Origin of the sequence: Ancylobacter mangrovi, from assembly GCF_024752355.1 — a bacterium.
GTDB lineage: Bacteria > Pseudomonadota > Alphaproteobacteria > Rhizobiales > Xanthobacteraceae > Ancylobacter > Ancylobacter mangrovi.
Map to the genome: position 1 here is coordinate 102,333 of NZ_JANTHZ010000004.1, position 21,704 is coordinate 124,036.

The window sequence follows — 21,704 nt, forward strand, 5'->3', positions numbered from 1 at the left end:
GTGCGGGCCGGGCGTTGAGGGACGCGATTGGACTAGCCCACCCGCTTCATGCCATCCAATGCCGATTGACGGCCGGATCCATACCCGTTCGGTATCATGATCGACATTCGCCAGATGCGCTATTTCGTGGCGCTGGCCGAAACGCTCCATTTCGGGCGCGCGGCCGAGCGCCTGCACATCAGCCAGCCCCCGCTCAGCCGGCAGATCGCCGCGCTGGAGAAGGAGCTCGGCGTGCGCCTGCTGGAGCGCGGCTCGCGGCGTGCCACGCTGACCCATGCCGGCCGGCGTTTCCTGGAGGACGCGCGCGCCGTGCTCGCGGCCTATGACCAGGCCTGCCGCAATGCGCGCCTGGCGGATCTCGGCGAGCTCGGCGAGCTCTCCATCGGCTTCATGATGCACGCCGCCTATACGGTGGTGCCGAGGCTGACGCGCCGCTTCGTCGACAAGCACCCGCTGGTGCGGATCGAACTGCGCGAGGCGGTGCCGAGCCTGCTGGTCGATGCGGTGCTGGCGGGCCGGTTCGACGCCGTCATCACCTTCGATCCCGGCCCGATGCGCGGGGTGGCGGCCCATCGCCTCCATGAGGAGCGGCTGTGCCTCGCCCTCAATCCGGGCCACCGCCTTGCCGGGAAGGCCGCGGTCGGCCCCGAGGACCTCCCCGGCGAGCCGCTGATCGCCGCGCCGGCCGAGGCGGTGCCCACGCTCCACGACGCCATCGTCCGCTATTTCCGCTCGGGTGGCATCGAGCCGAGCTTCCGGTTGGAGGCGCAGCTTCAGCAGACCGTGGTGAGCCTGGTGGCGGAGGGCCTCGGCATCGCGCTCGTCCCCGCGTCGATGAGCCGGATCGGCTATCCGGACGTCGTCTTTCGCGAGCTCGAGGATGCGCCGAGCGTCGCCCATGTGGTCGCCTGGCGCCCGGCCAATCTCAACCCGGCGCTGCGCCCGTTCCTCGCCGAGGCCGGCGTCCCCGGCATGTAGGGGTGCGGCCCGGAGGCGTCACGCCGCGCGATGATAGGTTTTCGGGATACCCGCCTTCGCGACATTGCCGAGAAGCGCCGTCTCCGGCAGGCCCCGCTGCAGCACCTCGCGCGCGGCGAACAGCAGGTCGAGATCGATGCCGGTCTCGAAACCCATGCTTTCCAGCATGAAGACGAGGTCCTCCGTCACGATGTTGCCGGAGGCGCCGGGCGCGAACGGGCATCCGCCGAGCCCACCGAGCGCGGAGTCGAAACAGCGTATGCCCTCCTCGACCCCGGCCAGCGCGTTGGCGATGCCGAGCCCCATCGTGTCGTGCAGGTGAAGCCGGTCCAGCACGCCGCCGACCGCGCCCCGCACCGCCCGCACCACCGCGCGCACCTGCGCCGGGTTGCCGTAGCCGACCGTGTCGGCGAGCACGATGCCGTCGACGCCCGCTTCCGCCAGCGCGGACGCGACCGTCACCACCCGGTCGATCGGGACCGTACCCTCGATCGAGCAGCCGAAGGCGGTCGCGCAGCCGGCATCTATCTTCATCGGCCGCTCCTGCGCCCGCACCCAGTCGACGATGGCGCGGACCTCGGCGACCTGCTCAAGGCTTCCCTTGTTGGTGTTGGCGCGGCTGTGCGCCTCGCTGACCGAGACCGGGACGTTGATGGCGTCGGCGCCGCTCTCATAGGCGCGCTGCGCCCCCTTGAGGTTCGGCACCAGCGCTACGATCGACACGCCCTCCAGCGTCCGGCTGGCCGCGACCACCTCTCCCGTGTCGGCCATTTGCGGGATGAGCTTCGGCGGCACGAAGCTGCCGACCTCGATCTCCCGCAATCCGGCCCGCGCCAGCGCGACGATCCACTCGATCTTGACGGCGGTCGGCATGATCGCCTTCTGCATCTGCAGCCCGTCGCGCGGCCCGACCTCGCATATGCTCACCGGCTCACCCATGATGATCCTCCCGTTTCGGCATTTATTTTGAAACGTTTTCCAGTCCGACGTTAAAGACGCGCGCGTGTTCTGGTCAAGACGGTCGTCGCGCGCGGCGCGTCGCCTAGCGCCCTTAACCGAACGGAATTTTCGATCTGCCATACCGTGCCGGCGTCATGCCGGGCGATGTCACGCACGCGACATGAGGCGGATCGCGGAGCGCGGCAAAATCGGCTAAGCATGGAACGTTCTCGCGCCCGCCCCGGGGCGCCGGCGAGCGAAGTGAGGCGATGGACGAGATCAAGACCGGCAAGGCGGTGCCCGCCCGCGCGACCATCAGCGACGTCGCCCGCCGGGCCGGCGTGTCGATCGGCACCGTGTCGCGTGTGCTCAACAAGGCGCGCAACGTGCAGCCCGCGCTGCAGCGCCGCGTGCTGGACGCGGCCGCCGCGCTCGACTACCGCCCGGACAGCTTCGCCCAGGGCATGCGCGCCAAGAAGACCCATGTCATCGGCGTCATCGTCCCCGACCTGCGCAACCCGCTCTCCTCGGAGGCGGTCGCCGGGCTGGAGGAGGAGCTGACCCAGCAGGGCTACACCTTCTTCCTCGCCAATTCGCGCTACGAGCGCGGGCGGGAGGAGAACATCATCAACGAGTTCGCCCGCCGCCGGGTCGACGGCATCATCGCCATACTGGCGCGCGACCAGGACCCGCGCACGGTCGAGCAGCTGCGCCGCCTGCCGATGCCGGTGGTGCTGCTGGAGCGCGAGATCGGCACCGAGTTCGACGCCGTGCGCACCGACCAGGTCGAGGGCACCTACCGGGCGACGCGCTACCTGCTCGCGCTCGGCCACCGGCGCATCGCCATCATCACCGTGCCGACCGACAACATGTCCGGCCGCTACCGTTTCGAGGGCTATGCGAAGGCGCTCGCCGACCTCGACGTGCCGCTCGCCGAGGAGCTGGTACGCATGGGGGGCTACACGCACGACTATGCGGTGAACGCCGCCTATTCGGTGCTGTCGATGCGCGACAAGCCGACCGCGCTCATCGTCTCCGGCGGCATGCTTCCCGGCGCGCTGGAAGCGACGCGCCAGCTCAACCTGTCGATTCCGGACGAGTTGTCGATCGTGGCGCTTGGCGACACCGAGCTCGCCGCGCTCATGCGGCCCGGCATCACCGCCATACGCTACGACTGGGCGCAGACCGGCCGGGTGGCAGCCCGCCTCGCCATTGCGCGTATCAGCGGCAGCGACGTGGCGCCGGACCGCGCCCTCGTGCCCTACGAATTCATGCTGCGGGAATCCTGCCGCGAGCTGGTGCCCGCCGGCTGAGCGAGACTCGCGCCGGGAATCAGAACGCGCGCGCCGGCAGCAGCGGCAGGGCGCCGGCCTTGCCATAGGCCTCGTCCACCAGCCGCATCACCGGCACCATGTCGGACAGGTCCGCGAGCGGCGGGTGGCCCTTCCGCACGCGCTCCAGAACGTCGAACACGAAGGTCCGGTAGTGCGGGACGTTGGTGGTGACCGAGTGCCACCGGCGCGCGGCGCCCTCATTGTCGAGGCTCTCCACCGTCTGCGGGTCGTGGGCGATGGTGTAGTGCGCGGGCGAGCGCAACGCGTAGTGCATGTCGAAATTGCTGGTGGGCGCAGGGTAGAGATAGCCGGTCTCGACCACGCACAGCGCCCCGCCGCGCTCGAAGGTGACGACCGAATAGTCCTCCACCCGCTCGCGCCAGGCATGGTTCGCCATGGTCGCGTTCAGCACCCGCACCTCCTCGCCCAGCAGCCGCAGCGCCAGGTCGAAGAAATGGACGGCGAGGTTGATCGTGCAGCCTCCGCCCGACAGCGCCGGGTCAAGCATCCAAGAGCAGCCGGCCTGCCGGTAGCGGGCCGGAAAGCCTGCGATGAAGCGGAAGCTCGCATAGCTGAGATCGCCCTCCGCCTTCAGCCCCTCGAGATGGCGCGCGAAGTCGCCGTTTCGGAACACCAGCGGCACGGCGGCGAAGGCGCCCCGCTGCGCCGCCAGCGCGGCGATGTCGGCGACGGCGGGCGCGTCGAGCCCGCAGGGCTTCTCCAGCGCGAAGGGAATGCCCTCCTCGATCAGGAAGCGCGCCTCCTCCGGCATGTCGGCGTGCCGGCCGAGCGCGAACACGAAGTCCGGCCTGAGGCGGCGGCACAGGGCGCGGAAATCGGTGTCGCCGGCGCAGCCGAGACGCTCCGTCAGCCGCACCACGACGGCCGGGTCGGGATCGGCGACGCCGACCAGCTCCGCCCCCGGCACCTCCAGCAGCGGCACAAGATAGAGGTCGAGGTGCCAGTGCGAGGCGCCAATGAAAACGATTTTCACGAATCTTCCTCCCGCTCGGGATTTTTGTCGGGCGTCTCCCTGCCAGGTTTCCGGCAGGCAACACACGCTGGGCTTTGGGTCGAGCTGCTCGCCACTTTGCCATGGCGAGATCATATTGAAAACGTTTCACCAGAAGCTACAGTACCAGCTCCATGGCGGCGCCCGCCAGCGGGTCGCCCGCCCCAACAAGAAGATCGCAAGGCGAGGAGACATCCATGGCAGTCGACGAACTGGTGGACTACATCACCGCGGAGGTGCGCGCCGTCATCGGCGCCCGCTCCGACTGGATCGAGGCGCCCCATCCCGTGGAGGCGAGCGAGAACCGCCGCTTCTTCCAGGCGCTGATGGACCCCAATCCGCGCTTCTGGGACGAGGCCCATGCGCGGACCACGCGCTATGGCGGCGTCGTCACCCCGCCCGCCTTCGCCGTGCACGCCTTCCGCCGCCCCGCAGGCGAGCTGAACGATTCGCTCGCGGCGGCCGGCGACCCGGATTTCGACGGCGTCTCGCGCGCCATGCGTCCGGGCCTGCCCAAGCTGCCGGTGCCGCTCTCGGGCATCTTGAACGGGGGCTACGAATACGAGTTCTTCAGCTACCCGAAGGTCGGCGAGCGCATCCTGTGCCGCTCCGCCTATCTCGACATCTACCAGAAGCAGGGCAAGTCCGGCCCGATGGTCATGGTGGTGATCGAGGACGAGTACCGCACCGCGGACGGCCGCCCGCTGCTCAAGTCGCTCAACACCATGATCATGAGATAGACGATGGCCGAACCCGTGTATTTCGAGAGCGTCGCGGTCGGCGACGACATCCCCGTGCTCGCCAAGGGCCCGATGACCACGGCGCACATCATCCGCTGGTCCGCCGCGATGGAGAACTGGCACAAGATCCACTACGACTGGCGCTACGCGACCGGGCATGACGGCCTGCCCGACGTGCTCGTCAACGGCTCCTGGAAGCAGCATGTGCTGGCCCAACTCCTCGTCGACTGGGCCGGCGAGACCGGCTGGCTCTGGAAGATGAACTTCCAGTATCGCGGTATGAACATTCCCGGCGACACGCTCACCGCCTGGGGCCGCGTCACCGGCACGCGCCGGCGCGCCGACTACGGCGTGGTCGAGCTCGAGATCGGACTGAAGGACCAGAACGGCAGGGAAGGCTCGCCCGGCACGGCCAGCGTGGTGCTGCCGCTGAAGGGCGGGCCCGGCGTGCCCTATCCGTTCGATCCGGCGGTGCTGCACTGAAGCGCATAAAAGGAAAGCCGGCGCGCGCCGGCTTCCCCGCCTCGCCTCAATAGAGCGCGTAGCTGTTGACCATGTCGAGATGGCCGGCGGCCTCGCCGAAGGCGCCCATGTCGAGCGCGATCTCTTCTGGCACCTTGAGGCCGGCGAGGACGAGGAAGTCGACCACCCCGTCGCGATGATAGGCGAAGACGCGCAGCTGGAGCGTGTTCACCCGGCCCTCGAACGTGGCCCGGGCGCCGGCGACGACCGCGTCGGCGAGACCGTCCGGGGTGCCGGAAAAGCGCATCAACACGCTGCGCGGTGTCGGCCGCGTGAGCTCGCCGCCCGGATAGAGCTGCTCGCCGATCGAGCGATAGACCGACACCCGGCCGGTGACGCGCTTTGTCCACGGGCTCGCCCGCTCGCCGGAAACGCGCCGGTAGGCCTCGGTCTCCAGCACTGCCTCGTTCTCCATGTCGTACATGGCAAGATATTTCGGGTGGCCGTCGAGGCAGACATAGCGGCGGCCGCTCTCGAAGCCGTCCACCGCGAGCCGATCGGGAACGTGCTCGGTGTCGTACCAGGCGTTGAACTCCTCCTCGAAGGCCGGCGGCGGCTGCATCAGGACGAGGAGAAAGCCTTTCTTGCTCATGCGTGTGCTCCGGAAGATCGGACGGGGATGGCCTCGCGGCCGACGAAATCGAGCACCAGCTCGGCGAAACGGGCGGGCTGCTGGTAGGGCACGAAATGGGCGGCCTGTTCCATGACCACGATCCGCGCGCCGGGCGCGAGCCGGGCGGCGGCCTCGGTACGGTCCATCGGCAGCAGCACGTCGTGCCGGCCGGGTACCAGCAGGGTGGGGCAGGCGATCCGGCCGAATGCCTCGGAGGCATCCGCCTCGGCCGCCGCCTCGAGCGCCCAGGCATAGGCATGCGGATCCTGCGCGGAGAAACGTTTCATGTAGCGCTCGTAAAGCGCATCGTGCGGCAGGTTGAGGAAGGCGCGCTCCACCGCACCGGGGAGCACGACGCCGATTCCACCCTCGCGCACGGCCTGCGCGCGCTCGCCGAGCATCTGCCGCGCGCCCGGCGCGCTGGCCGGCGTCGGGTTGGCGAGGACGAGCGCCGTCGTCCGCGCGGGATGCTCCGCCGCATAGACGGCCGCGGTCATGGCACTTATGGCGCAGGCGACGATCGCGAAGCGCTCGATCCCGAGTTCGTGCCGCAGCACCTCCAGCGCCGCCGCCTGCTCGCCGAGCGACACCGGCCGCTCCGGCCCCGGCGAGCCGCCGACGCCGGGAAGATCCACCGCGAGCGTCGTCGCGCGCCCGTCCACGGCGCGGACGAAATCGTCCCAGAAGGTGAGATCGGCACCGAGCGGATGGACCAGCAGCATCACGGGCTCGTGCCGATCGCCGGTCAGCACATGGTTGAGGAGATCGCTCATCGCGGTCACGCCTCGCCGACCGGCCGGCCGGCGAGGAAGTCGCTGACCGCCTCGGTGAAGAGCCCGCTGGTCTCGAGCTGCATCATGTGCGGGGCGCCCGGCATGGTGACGAGCCGGGCCCCGGGGATCGCCGCCTTGAGCGCGGCGGCCGCCTCGGGAGAGGTCGCCGCGTCCCGCTCGCCCGCGATGACGAGCGCGGGCACGTCGATGCCGCCGAGGCGGGGCAGCGCGTCGAAGCCGCTGATCGCCCGCCAGCCTTCCGACCAGGCGCGCACGGAATCGCCGCTCAGCCGCTCGCGCACCCGCTCGACCACCGGATTGCCGACGAAGCCGGGCGTGAACCAGCGTTCGATGGTCGCCGGGACGATGGATTCCATGCCCGCGCGCTCCGCCGCCAGCCCGCGCTCGCGCAACGCCTCGCGCGCCGATGCCGGTATGCCGCCGGGACAGCCGCAGGCGATCAGCCGGCCGACGCTGCCGGGAAATTCGAGCGCCAGGGTCTGGGCGATCATGCCACCGAAGGAGAGGCCGAGTACGGCCGGGCGCTCCAGCCCATGACGGCGGATCGCCTCGTGCACATCGGCCGCATAGGCCTCGATCGGCGCCGCCTGCGCGCCCATCGGCGAACCACCGAAGCCGCGCAGATCGAGCCGCAGCAGGCGATGGCTGCGCGCGAGCATGGTCGGCATCGCGCCCCAGAACGAACTGTCGAGGCCGATGGGGTGCAGCAGGACGAGCCCCTCGCCCGCGCCTTCGACGATGCCGTGCAGATTGACCGTTTCCATGCCCCGTGCACTCTTGCCGCCCGTTTGACGCCCATTTGGCGTGGGTCGTTCGGGTCGATTATGTCGACGGATAGGCGCGGCCTTCCGTCAGGTTTTGGCGTATCGGCGGCCCAGAACCGGGCGCCTCTTCACATAGTGTCGACAGATTTGACACCTCATCGCCTTCTGTCAAGACCACCCGGTCGCGTTCCTCCGCTCGCGCCCCGCCACGCGTCCTGGGTTGCCACCTCCCCTTGCCGCGCGCCCTCCGGCGGGCCTAGAGTAGGCTTTCCGCGACGGAACCCGCCGCGTCGAGACCCCGTGTCAGCCGGTCGATCCAAGCCGTGAAAAAGCCGTCCGCCGCCCCGGCATCCGTCACCATCAAGCATGTGGCCCAGCATGCCGGCGTCTCGTTCGGCACCGTCTCGCGCGTCCTGAACAACGCCGCCAATGTCGATCCGGCGCTGCGCCAGCGCGTCACGCAGGCCATGGCCGAGCTCGGCTACAAGCCCAACCCGGTGGCGCAGAGCCTGCGCTCGCGCCAGAGCCGGGTCATCGGCGTGCTGATGCCCGACATCCAGAACCCGCTCACCGCCGCCGCCGTCACCGGGCTCGAACCGGTGCTGGCGCGCGCCGGCTACACGCTCTTCCTCGCCAATTCGCATTCCGACCGCCAGCTCGAGAGCGACATTCTCGAGCAGTTCAAGCGCCGCCATGTCGACGGCCTGCTCGCCATGGTCGCCGACGACAATGACGAGACGACGCGCTCGCAGTTGCGCGACTTCTCCGTGCCGATGGTGATGATGGAGCGGGTGATCGACCTCGACGTCGATTGCGTGCTCACCAACCAGTATGAGGGGACCTACCGCGCCACCCGCTACCTGCTCGGCCTCGGCCACCGGCGCATCGCCCTCATCACCGTGCCGGCGATCACCCATTCGGGGCGCGAGCGGGTGCGCGGCTTCGAATCGGCCTTCGCCGATGTCGGCGCCGAGGTGCCGCGCGACCTCATCCATTCGCAGGGCCGCCAGCATCCCTATGGCCGCGACGCGGCCTATGCCTCGCTCATCGGCCGCGCGCCGGCGACCGCCATCGTGGTGAGCGGCGGCCATCTCGCCGGGGTGATCGAGGCGGTGCGCCTGCTCAATCTCAGCATCCGGCAGGACCTCTCGCTGGTCACGCTCGGCGACACCGAGCTCGCCGCGCTGATCGAGCCGCCGATCACCGCCATACGCTACGACTGGCCGGCGACGGGACGCTGCGCGGCCGAGCTGCTGCTGGAGCATCTGGCGGGGCGCCAGGGTCCCTCGCGCCAGCGCACCATCGTCAGCCACGAATTCATCATCCGCGGCTCCTGCGCCCCGCCCGCCTGCCCCGCCGCCCGGGTGGGATAGGGCGCCGCACGGCCCGTTTGCGCCGGTGGCCCCGGCGGGGACGTTTGTCCGGCGACTCGCAATTAGGTGATGAACCGTTTCATTTCGTTATTGCCACGTCCGGTGGCTGGGCTTATCGTTCCGTAAAATCGACCTGCCACGGCAGGCATATGACGTCGCCGACGGGCCCGCCGCGATGCGGGACCCGGCAACAAGGCGGCGCGAACCAGGAGGAAGCCATGTCCCAGCCGGGAGAGCCGTGCGGACGAGCGGACGCGTGCGCCCCGTTCGCCGAAACATTCCAGCCCCCGTCATTTTCGAAGGCGCCCGCGGGTGTCCCGGAAAGGTCCGGTCATGCGTCGCCCGGCGCCGGCCGCCCATCCGCGCGGGGGCACGAATCCGCTGCCGGACCGGTCCCCTGCCGCACCTTCGCGATCCTCTCCATCCTCCAAGAGCCCGTTCGCCATGCTTGATACTTCACGCTCCGCGGCGCATCTCACGCATAACGGCAACGGCGCCGCGAGCGCCGCCCCGTTCCTGCGCATCACCGGCATCGACAAGCATTTCGGGAGCTTCCGGGCCCTGTCCAACGTCACGCTGGACGTGCAGGCGGGCGAGTTCATCTGCTTTCTCGGCCCGTCCGGATGCGGCAAGTCCACCCTGCTGCGCATCATCGCCGGGCTGGAGCGCCAGAACGCCGGCATGATCCACAGCCTCGACCAGGACATCTCCGACCTGCCACCGGCCCAGCGCCAGTTCGGCATCCTGTTCCAGTCCTACGCGCTGTTCCCCAACCTCAATGTGCGGGAGAACATCGTCTACGGCCTGCGCAACCGGCGCATGCGCAGCGCGGAAATCGATTCCCGGCTTAACGAGCTCATCGAGCTGATCGACCTGAAGGGCTCCGAGGGCAAATATCCGGCCCAGCTTTCCGGCGGCCAGCAGCAGCGCGTCGCGCTCGCCCGCGCCATCGCCCCCTCGCCCCGCCTGCTGCTGCTCGACGAGCCGTTGAGCGCGCTGGACGCCAAGGTGCGCGTGCATCTGCGCCAGCAGATCCGCGACCTGCAGCGCCGGCTGGGCCTAACCGCCATCATGGTCACGCATGATCAGGAAGAGGCGCTGAGCATGGCCGACCGGGTGGTGGCGATGCGCGACGGCGAGGTCGAGCAGATCGGCACCCCGACCGAGGTCTACCACACGCCGCGCAGCCTGTTCGTCGCCGGCTTCGTCGGCAAGATGAACATCCTGCCGGGGCGCGTCGGCGGCGGGCGACTCAGCATCGGCAGCCTCAGCTTCGCGATGCCCGCCTTCTACGACACGCCCGAGAACCAGGGCGAGGTGATCGCCTGCCTGCGGCCCGAGCAGATGCGTCTCAAGGCCGCCGGCGCCGCCGACGCCCTGCCCGCCAGGGTGATGCAGCTCGAATTCCTCGGTTCGTTCTGGCGCGCCACCCTCGTCGTTCCCGCGCTCGGCGACGCCGAGATCTCGGTCGATTTGACCAGCCGCGACATGGCCGACATGCCGGTCGCCATCGGCGAGAGCGTCGGCGTTGCGCTGCCGGAGGACCGCTTCGCCGTGTTCCCGGCCTCCCAGTCCGGCCAGGTCCGGGAGAGCGTGCGGCAATGACGGACCTCGCCACCCGCCACGGCGCTGCCGCCGATCACGGCACATCCTTCCGCCCGGGCATCGACTGGGAGCACGTGGTCCGGCTCCTCGTCGGCGCCCTCATGCTGGCGGTCGCGCTCGTCATCATCGTGCTGCCGCTCTACGCGCTGCTGTCGCAGAGCTTCGAGGACCACGAGGGCAACTTCGTCGGCCTCGCCAACTTCATCAGCTACGCCCAGGACCCGATCCTGCGCCTGTCGGTATTCAACAGCCTGTGGGTGGCGGTGCTGACCGTCGCCATCGTGGTTCCGCTCGGCTTCTTCTTCTCCTACGCGCTGACGCGGAGCTGCATGCCGCTGAAGGGGCTGTTCAAGGGCATCGCGCTGCTGCCGATCCTCGCCCCCTCGCTGCTGCCGGCGATCGCGCTGATCTACATCTTCGGCAATCAGGGCTACCTGAAATGGCTGATGTTCGGCCACAGCATCTACGGGCCGGTCGGCATCATCATGGCGCAGGTGTTCCACTGCCTGCCCTTCGTGGTGCTGATCATGACGACCGCGCTGGCGACGGCGGATGCGCGCCTCTACGAGGCGGCGGAGACGCTGAACACCTCGCGCTGGCGCGTCTTCTGGACCATCACCTTCCCGAGCGTGCGCTACGGCCTGATCAACGCCAGCCTCGTCGTCTTCACCACCGCCATCGTCGATTTCGGCATCGCCAAGGTGATCGGCGGCAAGTTCAACATGCTGGCGATCGACGTCTACCGGCAGATCATCGGCCAGGCCAACTTCCAGATGGGCGCGGTGATCGGCGTCATCCTGCTGTTCCCGGCGGTGCTGACCTTCATCGTCGAGCGCGTCACCTACAAGCACCAGACCTCGCAGCTCACCGCGCGGGCGGTGATGCTGCAGCCCAAGCCCTCGCGCGGCTTCGACCGGCTGATGCTGCTCGCCGTCGCGGTGCTCGCCGTGCCGATCCTCGGCATCATCGGCACCGCCATCTTCGCCTCCTTCGTCACGCTGTGGCCCTATAACCTCTCGTTCTCGCTCGCCAATTTCAATTTCGGCGCGTTCGACCCGGGCGGCTGGCTGTCCTACTGGAACAGCGTCGAGATGGCGGCGTGGACGGCGCTGTTCGGCACGATCATGGCCTTCTGCGGCGGCTATCTGACGGAGAAGCACCGCCGCGGCTCGCGGGTGCTGCTCGGCTACCACATCGTGGCGATGGTGCCGCTGGCGGTGCCCGGCATCGTGCTCGGCCTCGGCTACATCTTCTTCTTCAACATGCCGAGCAACCCGCTCAACGTGGTCTACGGCACCATGACGATCATGGTGATGTGCACCATCGGGCACTACTACACCGTGCCGCACCTGATGGCGCTCACCGCGCTGAAGCAGATCGATTCCGAGTTCGAGGCCGCCTCGCAGGCGCTCGGCGTATCGTTCTGGACCACGCTGCGGCGGGTGACGGTGCCGATCTCGATCCCCGCCATCATCGACATCGCCACCTTCTTCTTCGTCAATGCGATGACCACGGTGGCCGGCGTCATCTTCATCTACGGCTCGACCACCAAGGTGGCCTCGATCGCGGTGGTCGCGCTCAACGACACCGGCGACGAGGGCGCGGCCTGCGCGATGGCGATGATGATCCTCTACACCTCCGCCGGCGTGAAGCTCCTGCAGGTGATCGCGACCCGCCTGCTGCTGCACCGCCAGCAGCAATGGCGCTCCAGCCTGCGCGAGGCCTAGCGCGGCCCTCCCCCCCGCAGCGACCCGACATCGAGCCCGATGAAACTCTGAGAACCAAATGAATCGTTTCACTCCCCATCCCTTCCGCGGACCTCTGGCTGGCCTCAAGGTGCTGGAGCTGGGGTCGGACATCTCCGTCGCCTTCGGCGCGCGGCTGCTGGCCGATCTCGGGGCCGAGGTGATCAAGGTCGAGCCGCCGGAAGGCGACCCGCTCCGCCGCGAGGCGCCGCTGACGCCCGCAGGGGAGAGCGCGCTCTTCGCCTATCTCAACCGCGGCAAGGCACTGATATCGCTCGATGGCTCGATTGAAGAGGGCTGGCGGCTGCTGGACGATCTCGCCGGGCGCTCCGATCTGGTGATCGCCACGGCCGAGGCGGTGCGCGGAGCCGAGCCGGACTGGGCGCAGCGCCCGGCAACGCTGGTGATCTCGCCGCATGGGCTTTCCGGCCCGTCGACGGAGCGCCCCTCCTCCTCCTTCGTGCTCCAGCACGCCAGCGGCTTCGCCTTCCACCAGGCGAGCCCGGTCACCGAGCCGGAGGCCACCGCCCCGGTCGGCTGCGCGGACTGGGAGGGCGACATGGCCGGCGGCCTCGTGGTCGCCATCGCCGCGCTGTGGGCGCTCGAGGCGGGCGAGGGCCGGCGGCCGGGGCCTCTGGTCGACGTCTCGCATGAGGACCTGCTGGTCTACATGCTGGTCGAACCCTTCGCCGACTGGCAGGCCGGGCTCGACGTCACCAACCGCCGGCGCGACCCCGAGAAGGGGCTGACCATCGCCGGCGGCCTCGTCTGGTACCTGCCCTGCGCCGACGGCGCGGTCATGGTCTCCCCACGCGAGGACCATCAATGGGCACGCTGGTGCGAGGTGATGGGCCATCCCGACTGGACCCGTGACGAAAGCCTGTGCGGCGACCGTATCGTGCGCACCGCCAATGCCGCGCGGCTTCAGGCGCTGATGGCGCAGTGGTCGGTCACGCAGGCCAACCGCGACGTGGTCGAGGCCGCCAAGGCGGCGCGCGTCGCCTGCTTCCCGGTGAGCACGCCGCACGACCTGATCGAGAACGTGCAGCTCCGCGCCCGGCGCTTCTTCGACGAGGTCCGCTTCGCCGACGGGACGGTGCTGCCCATGCCCTCGCTGCCGTTCCGCTTCATCGACCAGGGCGGCGAGGAACTCGCCCGTGGCGGCGAAGCGCTCGCGCCGGCCCGCGCGGAGGATGGAGCCGACCTGTTCGAGGCCCTGCTCGCCACCCGCGGCGGGCCGGCCAGACACCGCGCCGCAGGAGGCCTGTGATGAACCCGCTCAGCCTTGAAGGCATCCGCGTCGTCGATTTCAGCTGGGTCATGGCCGGGCCGATGACCACCAAGATGCTCGGCGCCATGGGCGCGGAGATCATCAAGATCGAATCCTCCACCCGCCCCGAATTCTCGGTCCGCGACGGCATGTTCGCGGTCATCAACAACAACAAGAAGAGCTGCACGCTCAACATCACCACGCCCGAGGGCCAGGAGATGATCCGCGAGCTGGTGCGCTCGAGCCATGTGGTGGTGGAGAACTTCTCCTCGCGCGTGCTCGCCAAATACGGCCTGTCCTACGACACGCTGCGCGAGATCCGGCCCGACATCATCTTCGTTTCCGCCTCCGGCATGGGCCGGACCGGGCCGGAAAAGGACCTGCTCGCCTATGGCTCGCTGCTGCAGGGCTATAGCGGGCGGGTCGGCATGATCGGCGAGCCGAACCCGGCGCTCGAGGCGATGGGTATCCTGCCGGCCTGGACCGACCCGATCACCGCGCTGTGGGAGACCACGGCGATCCTCGCCGCCATCCGCCACTGGCGCCAGACCGGACGGGGCGCCTATGTCGACCTCTCCATGCTGGAGGCGACCGTCGCCCTGCTGCCGGAGGCGCTTCTGCATGCCGCGCTCGGCCGGCAGGTGCCCGAGCGGCGCAGCGTGACGGAAGCGGGGGCCGCGCCGTCCGGCTGCTTCCGCTGCGCGGGCGAGGACGAATGGCTCGCGCTCTCCGTGCGCACGCCGCAGGAATGGGAGGGGCTGCGCCGCGTCATGGGCGAGGCCGCTCCCGCCGATGCCGGGCTCGCCGGCGCACAGCCGCGCCTCGCCGCCAAGGAAGACCTCAACGGGCGGCTCGCCGCCTGGCTGCGCACGCGCGACGCTGCCGCGACCGAGGCGGCGCTGCACGCGGCCGGGGTGCCGGCCTCGCGCTCGCGCCACATGGCCGAGATCGTCGACGACCCGCACATGCGCGCGCGCTCGATGTTCCAGCAGATCGACGGCGAGGTGCAGATGGCCACCCTGCCCTGGCTCGCCGATGACCGCAGTGCCGCCGGCGGGGCCTGGCGCGGCGACTTCGCCCCGACCCCGGCCATCGGCCAGCACAACGACTACGTGTTCGGCGAGTTGCTGGGACTTTCGCCCGAAAGGCGCGCCGAGCTCGCCGAGGCGGGCACCATTCGCTGAGGCGAGACCCGCCGAAGCTTGAACGAGACCCGCCTCAAGGCGGGCAGAAAAGGGCAGAACAACCAGGAGGAAAACATGCGCAATTTTGGTTACCTGCTGTCGTCCGCAACCGCCGTCGCCTTCGTCGCGGCGGCCGTGGCGACGCCGGCGGCGGCGAAGACCCAGCTCACGGTCTATTCGACGCTGCAGAAGGAAGTGCTCACCCCTTACGAACAGGCCTTCGAGGCGGCCCATCCCGACATCGACATCACCTGGGTGCGCGATGCAGGCGGCGTCATGCAGGCCCGCATCATGGCCGAGAAGGACAACCCGCGCGCCGACGTGATCTTCGGCATGCCGGTCACCAATATCGTCAGCCTGAAGCGCGAAGGACTGATCGAGCCCTACGCGCCGAAGGACTACAAGCAGCTTCAGTCGAAGTTCCGCGACGATGCCGATCCGCCCTACTGGGTCGGGCTCGAGATGTATCTCAACGTCGTCTGCTTCAATACGGTGGAGGCCGAGAAGAAGGGCATCCCCATTCCCAAGCATTGGACCGATCTCGCCGACCCCGTCTACAAGGGCCAGATCGCCATGCCGAACCCGACCATGAGCAACACCGGATACGGCTATGTGCATAGCTGGATCCAGAAGATGGGCGACGAGAAGGCCTGGGACTTCCTCGACAAGCTGCACCAGAACGTCTCGGTCTACACCAACTCGTCCTCCACCCCGTGCAAATACGCGGCGAATGGCGAGTATGTGGTCGGCCTCTCGACCGACCTCACCGGCCCGTTCCTGAAGACCAAGGGCGCGCCGATCGTGCTGCTGGTGCCGGACGACGAGACCGCCTGGGACATCGAATCGACGGCGATGATCAAGGGCAGCAAGAACCCCGAGGCCGCCAAGGTGCTGATCGACTGGGGCGCCAGCCGCGAGGCGCACAAGGTGTTCAACAAGTATTACGGGGCGGTCGGCATGGACGGGCTGAACAACGGCCCGCCGAACTCGATCCCGGACGGCGCCTCCAAGGCCCAGGACTACAGCGTGGAATGGTCGATCGACAATCGCCAGCGCATCCTCAGCGAATGGGCCAAGCGCTACGATTCCAAGTCCGAGCCGAAGTCGAACTGACCGGCCAAAACGATGAAGGGACCCGGCACGCCGGGTCCCTTTTCCTTTCGCGCCGGCGCCTCCGCCCCCCAACGCGAAGGCCGGCCGCTCAGGCCGTCTGCCCGATCGCGTCGAGCCGCATCAGCAGGTCGGAATTGAGCTGGCTAAGCTCGGTGACGCCGAGCAGGCCCATGGTGCGGTCGATCTCGTCGCGGAACAGCTCCAGCACATGGGCGACGCCCGCCTCCCCGCCCACCGCGAGCGCCCACAGATAGGGCCGCGCGATCAGGCAGGCCGAGGCGCCGAGCGCGATCGCCTTGACGACGTCGCCGCCGCGCCGGATGCCGCCGTCCAGCAGCACCGGGATGCGCCCGTCGACGGCGCGCACGATGCCCGGCAGCGCCTCGAGCGAGCTCACCGCATGGTCGAGCTGCCGCCCGCCATGGTTGGAGACGATCACGCCGTCGACGCCATGCGCGACCGCCTCGGCCGCCTCCTGCGGGTGCAGCACGCCCTTGAGGATGAGCGGACCCTTCCAGATCCGGCGCAGTTCGTCGACGTCGGACCAGTTCATGGCCGGGTCGAACATGTCGTGCATGCGCGCGGCGAGGGTGCGGATGTCCGAGGGGCCGTTCTCGCGCCGGTAATTGCCAAAGGTGAGCGTCGGCAGCTCCGGGCCCATGCGCATCAGCCAGGGCAGCTTGGTCGCCATGGCGAGCAGGCCCGACACATCGAAGCGCGGGGGAATGGTGAAGCCGTTGCGCAGGTCGCGGTCACGCCGCCCATGCAGCTGGTTGTCGACGGTCAGCACCAGCGCCTTGAAGCCGGCCGCCGCCGCCCGCTCCGCCAGCTCGCGCGTGAACCCGCGGTCGCGATAGACGAAGACCTGCATCATGCGGTTCGGCCCGCCCGCGGCGGCGATGTCCTCCAGCGTGCAGACCGAGCCGTGGCTGGCACAATAGGCGGTGCCGGCATTGTTGGCCGCCCGCACGGCGAGCTTCTCGGCGCCGGGCCAGAACAGGCCGGCGAGACCCGTCGGGCCGATCATCACCGGCATGGAGAGATCCATGCCGAACAGCTTCACCGACTGGTCGCGGACCGGCGCGCCGTTGATCGGGCGCGGCAGGAAGGCATAGCGCGCGAAGGCCGCCTCGTTGCGGCGCAGCGTATGCTCGTCCTCCGCCCCGCCGTCGGAGAAGTCGAACACCGGCCGCGGCAGGGTGCGCCGCGCCATGGCCCGCAGGGCCGGAACGCTGATCGCCTCGCGCCGCAGCTTCTCGGAAAGCGCGGGCGAGGCGGAGGAACGGGTTGAAGCGGACATGGGGGACCTCGAAACGACGACCGGACGGAACAGCGGCCCGGATGGGCGGTGCAGGGATGACGGGCAGAGGGGCGACGCCGGAAAGCCGGCCGCCGCGGTCCGCCCGGGCCGATCCGTAGAGGCCGGTCCACGCAGATGCCGGCGGCTTTTGGCGCCGGTTCAGCTCTCGTCCTGGAACGCGACCTCGCGGGTGCGCTGGAACGCCGGCAGCAGCACCAGCACCAGGCACCCGGCCGCCGCGATCAGCAGCACCGCGCTGATCGGACGCGTGACGAAGATGGCGGGATCGCCATAGGAGACCTCCATGGCGCGGCGCAGATTCTCCTCCATCAGCGGCCCGAGGATGAAGGCCAGGAGGAGCGGCGCCGGCTCGCACTGCCACTTGATGAACATGTAGCCGAAGAAGCCGAAGATCATCAGCAGCATCACGTCGAGCACGCTGGAGTTCACCGTGTAGACGCCGATGCAGCAGAAGACGAGGATCATCGGATAGAACAGGTGGTAGGGAACCCGCAGAAGCTGCGTCCAGATGCCGATCAGCGGCAGGTTGATGACCACCAGCAGCGCGTTGCCGACCAGCATCGAGGCGATCAGGCCCCAGAAGATCTCCGGGTTGTTGGTGATGACGCGCGGTCCCGGCTGGATGCCGTGGATCAGCAGCGCGCCCGCCATCAGCGCCATCATGGCGTTGGAGGGGATGCCGAGCGTGAGCAGGGGAATGAACGAGGTCTGCGCGCCGGCATTGTTGGCGGCCTCCGGCGCCGCCACGCCCTCCACCGCGCCCTTGCCGAAGCGGCCGGGCTCCTTCGAGATCTTCTTCTCGATCGTGTAGGCGGCAAAGGAGGAGAGCATGGCGCCGCCGCCCGGCAGGATGCCGAGCACAGAGCCGATCAGCGTGCCGCGCGTCGCCGCCGGCCAGGCGCGGCGGAATTCCTCGGCAGAGGGCCACAGGTTGCGCACCCGTGCCTCCAGCACCGACTGGTGATGCTCGTTCTCGATGTTGCGGATGATCTCGCCGACGCCGAACAGCCCCATCGCCAGCGGGATGAAGCCGATGCCGTCGAACAGCTCGGGAATGCCGAGCGCCATGCGCAGCGAGCCGGAGGCGACGTCGGTGCCGACGCAGCCGAGCAGCAGCCCGAGCAGGATCATGCCCAGCGCCTTCAGCACCGATCCGTGCGCCAGCACGATCGCGGCGATGAGGCCGAGCACCATCAGCGAGAAGTACTCCGCCGGGCCGAACATCAGCGCCAGCCGGGAGACCGGCGGGGCGAACAGCGTGATGACGATCGTGGCGAAGATGCCGGCGAACAGCGAGGCGAGCGCCGCCACCGCCAGCGCCGAGCCGGCCCGGCCGCGCCGCGCCATCTGGTGGCCGTCGAGGCAGGTGACGACGGAGGAGTTCTCGCCAGGGATGTTGATCAGGATCGCCGAGGTCGAGCCGCCATACTGCGCGCCGTAATAGATGCCGGCGAGCATGATCAGCGCCGACACCGGCTCCAGATAGAAGGTGATCGGCAGCAGGATGGCGATGGCCGAGAGCGGGCCGATGCCGGGCAGCACGCCGATCAGCGTGCCGACCAGCGTGCCGATGAGGCAGTAGACCACGTTGCCCGGCTGCAGGGCGATGAAGAGGCCGTGAAAGAGCGAGACGAAGCTGTCCATGTCAGTAGACGTTCCCCATGGGCCAGACGCGCATCGGCAGGCCGAGCCCGACCCGGAACACCAGCACGATGAAGACGGCCATGCCGACGGCGACCAGCGCCGCCTCGTGGAACCGGGTCTGGCGGCGGGCGAGGCAGGCGACGAAGACCATGCCGACCACGGCGATGACCACGCCGAGACGGTCGATGGTGAGGGCGAAGAAGGCGATGCTCGCCAGCACGAAGAAGATCTGCCGCGGGAACCAGCGCTCGAACGGCTCGCCCTCGGTGACGAGGCCCTGGCCGATGATGGCGAGGCCGAGCCCGATCTCGATGAAGGCGAGCATGCGCGGGAAGAAGCCGGGGCCCATGGCGTCGACGGTGCCGACGTTGAGATGCCAGGCGAGGATGAGGGCGAAGACCGCGATCGCGACCAGCACGATCCCGACCATCACGTCGTTGGGGTTCTTGATCCGGGACATGGCTTTCCACCGATGGCCGGCGGCGCGGAAGAAGCGGCTCCCGCGGCCGGCGGACTCCCGGGCGCCCAAGGCGCCCGGGCGCGCGTCACGTCAGGGCGGGCTCAGAGCGAGATCTTCGCCTCGCGCACGACTTCCTCGACGACGCCCTTCCAGTTGGCCAGGAACGCCTTGAAGTCCTCGGTCGAGCTGCCGACCATGAAGGTGCCCTGCGCGGCGAGCTTGTCGTAGGCGGAGGGCGTCTTGGCCGCCTTGGCCACCGCCGCCTGCATCTGCGCGATGATGTCGTCCGGCGTGCCGGTGGCGGTGAAGATGCCGCCCCAGTCGGCGTGGTTGGCCTTCGGCAGGCCGAGCTCGGCGAGCGTGGGCACGTCGGGGAACGGCTTGAGCCGGGTGTCGTTGCCGACCGCGAGCAGGCGCACCTTGTCGGACTGGATCATCGGCGTCAGCGTCGAGACGTTCAGCACCGCGAGGTCGAGCTGGCCGCCGACGAGATCGCGCGCGATCTCCGGCGCCACGCGGTAGGAGATGTTGCGGAACTTGACCCCGCCATAGAGCTGGATCGCCTCGGCGACGATGTGCGGCACGCCGCCGATGCCGGAGGTGCCGTAGCGGATGCGGCCCGGATTGGCCTTCGCATAGGCCATCAGCTCCTCGAAGGTCTTCCACGGCGAATCCTTCGCCACCGAGATGGTCTCGGGGTACTTCACCATCTGGGTGACGGGCTGGAAGTCCGCCGCGTAGTCGATCGGAATGTCCTTCATCAGCAGCGGGGTGACGAGCTGCTGCAGGCCGTTCATGAGGTAGGCGTAGCCGTCATGCGGCAGGGCGAGCACCGCCTGGGCGGCGACGACGGAATTGCCGCCGGTGCGGTTCTCGACCACCATCGGCTGCTTCAGAATGTCGGACACCGCCTGAAAGGTGACGCGGGTGGCGATGTCGCCGCCGCCGCCGGGGCCGAAGCCGGTGATGACCTGCACCGGCCGGGTCGGCCATGCGGTCTGCGCGCCGAGCCGCCCTGCGGCCAGCACCATCGGCGCGGCAAGGGCCATCTTCAGCGCGTCGCGCCTTGCAATCTTCGTCATTGATTCCTCCCGATTGGCTGAATGCGCGCTCTTGCGGCGCGCTGCGCCGGGCTCGTCACGCCCGGCCGCCGGGGTTCGTCCGCTCGGACTCCCCGCGCCCGGAACCTGCGTCCCTTGACGTTATGGAAGCCCATTGCTTCGACCTTGTCAACGAATCTGTCGACACATTATGATTGCGTCGAAACACGCCCGCCGAGCACAGAAACACGCGCGAAGAACCGTCATATTTACGCTGGTTGCGAGGGAATGGGGCATCTGGTGCGGACCTCCTCCCCTCATTACCCATCGTCAATCCATGTTTATGTCGACACTCATGAGTTCGCCGCGACATGAAAACGCTGGCGCGTCACGGCACGTCCGGGAGCGGGTGACATCCGCCGGCGCGCGCCTCACCATCGACACCGGGGCCGCCCGCGGGGCGCCTCGTCGCGTTGCCGTTCCGCTTCCCATCCCGTCAGGAGAGTGCCGTGTCCCAGCTTGAGAACCGCGTCGTCCTCGTCACCGCCGCCGCCCAGGGCATCGGCCGGGCCATCGCGAGCGCCTTCGTCGCGGCCGGGGCGGATGTGTGGGCGAGCGACATCAACGAGGCCGGCCTCGAGGGCCTTGAAGGCGCCCGCACCCGCCGGCTCGACGTGCGCGACGGCGCGGCGGTCGCCGCCCTGATCGCGGAGATCGGCCCGATCGACATATTGTGCAACTGCGCGGGCTTCGTGCACGCGGGCACGGTGCTCGACTGCACGCCCGACGAGCTCGATTTCGCCTTCGACCTCAACGTAAAGTCGATGTACCGCACCATCAGCGCGGCGCTGCCGGGCATGCTGGCGCGCGGCGAGGGCGCGATCATCAACATCGCCTCGGTGGCGAGCAGCGTGAAGGGCGTGCCGAACCGCTTCGCCTACGCCACCACCAAGGCGGCCGTGATCGGCCTCACCAAATCGGTCGCTGCCGATTTCGTCGGGCGCGGGATCCGCTGCAACGCCATCTGCCCCGGCACGGTCGAGAGCCCCTCGCTGGAGGACCGCCTGCGCGCGCTCGGCGACTATGAGACGGCGCGCGCCGCCTTCATCGCCCGCCAGCCGATCGGGCGCATCGGCACGGCGCAGGAGATCGCCGACCTCGCCCTCCATCTCGCCGGCGCCACCTACACCACCGGCGCGATCCACATCATCGACGGCGGCTGGTCGATGTAGCCGACCCGCCGCCCCTCGAAC

At 69.0% G+C, this 21,704-nt stretch carries 20 protein-coding genes; 11 read left to right on the forward strand and 9 right to left on the reverse strand.

The annotated features are described in order from the left end of the window. The first annotated feature begins 96 nt into the window (after positions 1–96). Positions 97–978 (forward strand): LysR family transcriptional regulator, encoded by an 882-nt coding sequence (locus tag NVS89_RS11205; RefSeq protein ID WP_258732832.1) that lies wholly within the window; start codon positions 97–99, stop codon positions 976–978. Between the two features lie 18 nt (positions 979–996). On the opposite strand, the gene NVS89_RS11210 is transcribed toward NVS89_RS11205, so the two are convergent. Next, a complete protein-coding gene (locus tag NVS89_RS11210; RefSeq protein ID WP_258732833.1) occupies positions 997–1,917 on the reverse strand; it encodes a hydroxymethylglutaryl-CoA lyase in 921 nt (306 codons plus the stop codon). A 269-nt stretch (positions 1,918–2,186) separates the two neighbouring features. Between NVS89_RS11210 and NVS89_RS11215 the strand changes: the two genes are divergently transcribed. Then, positions 2,187–3,230, forward strand: coding sequence for a LacI family DNA-binding transcriptional regulator (locus NVS89_RS11215; RefSeq protein ID WP_258732834.1), 1,044 nt, complete (start codon positions 2,187–2,189; stop codon positions 3,228–3,230). A gap of 19 nt (positions 3,231–3,249) precedes the next feature. Here NVS89_RS11215 and NVS89_RS11220 read toward each other — a convergent pair whose 3' ends face one another. Continuing rightward, the gene (locus NVS89_RS11220; RefSeq protein ID WP_258732835.1) at positions 3,250–4,245 is read right to left on the reverse strand and encodes a Gfo/Idh/MocA family protein; all 996 of its coding nucleotides are present in this window, start codon (positions 4,243–4,245) and stop codon (positions 3,250–3,252) included. A 215-nt stretch (positions 4,246–4,460) separates the two neighbouring features. Between NVS89_RS11220 and NVS89_RS11225 the strand changes: the two genes are divergently transcribed. Next, complete coding sequence (locus NVS89_RS11225) at positions 4,461–5,003, forward strand: FAS1-like dehydratase domain-containing protein (RefSeq protein WP_258732836.1); 543 nt, start codon at positions 4,461–4,463, stop codon at positions 5,001–5,003. A gap of 3 nt (positions 5,004–5,006) precedes the next feature. Further along, positions 5,007–5,486: a hotdog family protein gene (locus NVS89_RS11230; protein ID WP_258732837.1), complete on the forward strand. Its 480-nt coding sequence runs from the start codon at positions 5,007–5,009 to the stop codon at positions 5,484–5,486. A 46-nt stretch (positions 5,487–5,532) separates the two neighbouring features. On the opposite strand, the gene NVS89_RS11235 is transcribed toward NVS89_RS11230, so the two are convergent. The 3 genes from NVS89_RS11235 to NVS89_RS11245 are packed head-to-tail and all read right to left on the reverse strand — an operon-like array spanning position 5,533 to position 7,696. Next, a complete protein-coding gene (locus tag NVS89_RS11235) occupies positions 5,533–6,117 on the reverse strand; it encodes a DUF4286 family protein (RefSeq protein WP_258732838.1) in 585 nt (194 codons plus the stop codon). Continuing rightward, positions 6,114–6,911 (reverse strand): alpha/beta fold hydrolase, encoded by a 798-nt coding sequence (locus NVS89_RS11240; RefSeq protein ID WP_258732839.1) that lies wholly within the window; start codon positions 6,909–6,911, stop codon positions 6,114–6,116. Before NVS89_RS11240 ends, NVS89_RS11235 begins: the two co-directional genes overlap by 4 nt. A 5-nt stretch (positions 6,912–6,916) precedes the next feature. Next, positions 6,917–7,696 (reverse strand): alpha/beta fold hydrolase, encoded by a 780-nt coding sequence (locus NVS89_RS11245; protein ID WP_258732840.1) that lies wholly within the window; start codon positions 7,694–7,696, stop codon positions 6,917–6,919. Positions 7,697–8,019: 323 nt separating this feature from the next. Here NVS89_RS11245 and NVS89_RS11250 point away from each other — a divergent pair, with 323 nt between their 5' ends. The 6 genes from NVS89_RS11250 to NVS89_RS11275 all read left to right on the forward strand — a co-directional run bounded on the left by NVS89_RS11250 (position 8,020) and on the right by NVS89_RS11275 (position 15,986). Next, positions 8,020–9,069, forward strand: a complete 1,050-nt coding sequence (locus NVS89_RS11250; RefSeq protein ID WP_258732841.1) for a LacI family DNA-binding transcriptional regulator — start codon at positions 8,020–8,022, stop codon at positions 9,067–9,069. Positions 9,070–9,513: 444 nt separating this feature from the next. Further along, positions 9,514–10,674 carry a putative 2-aminoethylphosphonate ABC transporter ATP-binding protein gene (locus NVS89_RS11255; RefSeq protein ID WP_258732842.1) on the forward strand — a complete coding sequence of 387 codons (1,161 nt, stop codon included), beginning with the start codon at positions 9,514–9,516 and terminating at the stop codon, positions 10,672–10,674. Next, positions 10,671–12,401 (forward strand): putative 2-aminoethylphosphonate ABC transporter permease subunit, encoded by a 1,731-nt coding sequence (locus NVS89_RS11260; RefSeq protein ID WP_258732843.1) that lies wholly within the window; start codon positions 10,671–10,673, stop codon positions 12,399–12,401. Before NVS89_RS11255 ends, NVS89_RS11260 begins: the two co-directional genes overlap by 4 nt. Before the next feature lie 58 nt (positions 12,402–12,459). Then, on the forward strand, positions 12,460–13,689 hold the full coding sequence (locus NVS89_RS11265) for a CoA transferase (RefSeq protein WP_258732844.1): 1,230 nt from the start codon (positions 12,460–12,462) through the stop codon (positions 13,687–13,689). Beyond that, a complete protein-coding gene (locus tag NVS89_RS11270) occupies positions 13,689–14,873 on the forward strand; it encodes a CaiB/BaiF CoA transferase family protein (RefSeq protein ID WP_258732845.1) in 1,185 nt (394 codons plus the stop codon). The genes NVS89_RS11265 and NVS89_RS11270 overlap by 1 nt, the downstream gene beginning before the upstream one ends. Positions 14,874–14,948: 75 nt before the next feature. Beyond that, on the forward strand, positions 14,949–15,986 hold the full coding sequence (locus NVS89_RS11275; RefSeq protein ID WP_258732846.1) for an extracellular solute-binding protein: 1,038 nt from the start codon (positions 14,949–14,951) through the stop codon (positions 15,984–15,986). A gap of 88 nt (positions 15,987–16,074) precedes the next feature. Here the strand turns inward: NVS89_RS11275 and NVS89_RS11280 are convergent, their stop codons facing one another. From NVS89_RS11280 to NVS89_RS11295, 4 genes are all read right to left on the reverse strand, one after another. Beyond that, positions 16,075–17,286 (reverse strand): alpha-hydroxy acid oxidase, encoded by a 1,212-nt coding sequence (locus NVS89_RS11280; RefSeq protein WP_258732847.1) that lies wholly within the window; start codon positions 17,284–17,286, stop codon positions 16,075–16,077. A gap of 159 nt (positions 17,287–17,445) precedes the next feature. Next, on the reverse strand, positions 17,446–18,951 hold the full coding sequence (locus tag NVS89_RS11285; protein ID WP_258732848.1) for a tripartite tricarboxylate transporter permease: 1,506 nt from the start codon (positions 18,949–18,951) through the stop codon (positions 17,446–17,448). Between the two features lies 1 nt (position 18,952). Next, positions 18,953–19,411 carry a tripartite tricarboxylate transporter TctB family protein gene (locus NVS89_RS11290; RefSeq protein ID WP_258732849.1) on the reverse strand — a complete coding sequence of 153 codons (459 nt, stop codon included), beginning with the start codon at positions 19,409–19,411 and terminating at the stop codon, positions 18,953–18,955. 101 nt (positions 19,412–19,512) lie between these two features. Next, the gene (locus NVS89_RS11295) at positions 19,513–20,493 is read right to left on the reverse strand and encodes a Bug family tripartite tricarboxylate transporter substrate binding protein (protein WP_258732850.1); all 981 of its coding nucleotides are present in this window, start codon (positions 20,491–20,493) and stop codon (positions 19,513–19,515) included. 467 nt (positions 20,494–20,960) lie between these two features. Between NVS89_RS11295 and NVS89_RS11300 the strand changes: the two genes are divergently transcribed. Further along, a complete protein-coding gene (locus NVS89_RS11300; protein ID WP_258732851.1) occupies positions 20,961–21,683 on the forward strand; it encodes an SDR family oxidoreductase in 723 nt (240 codons plus the stop codon). Positions 21,684–21,704 lie beyond the last annotated feature (21 nt).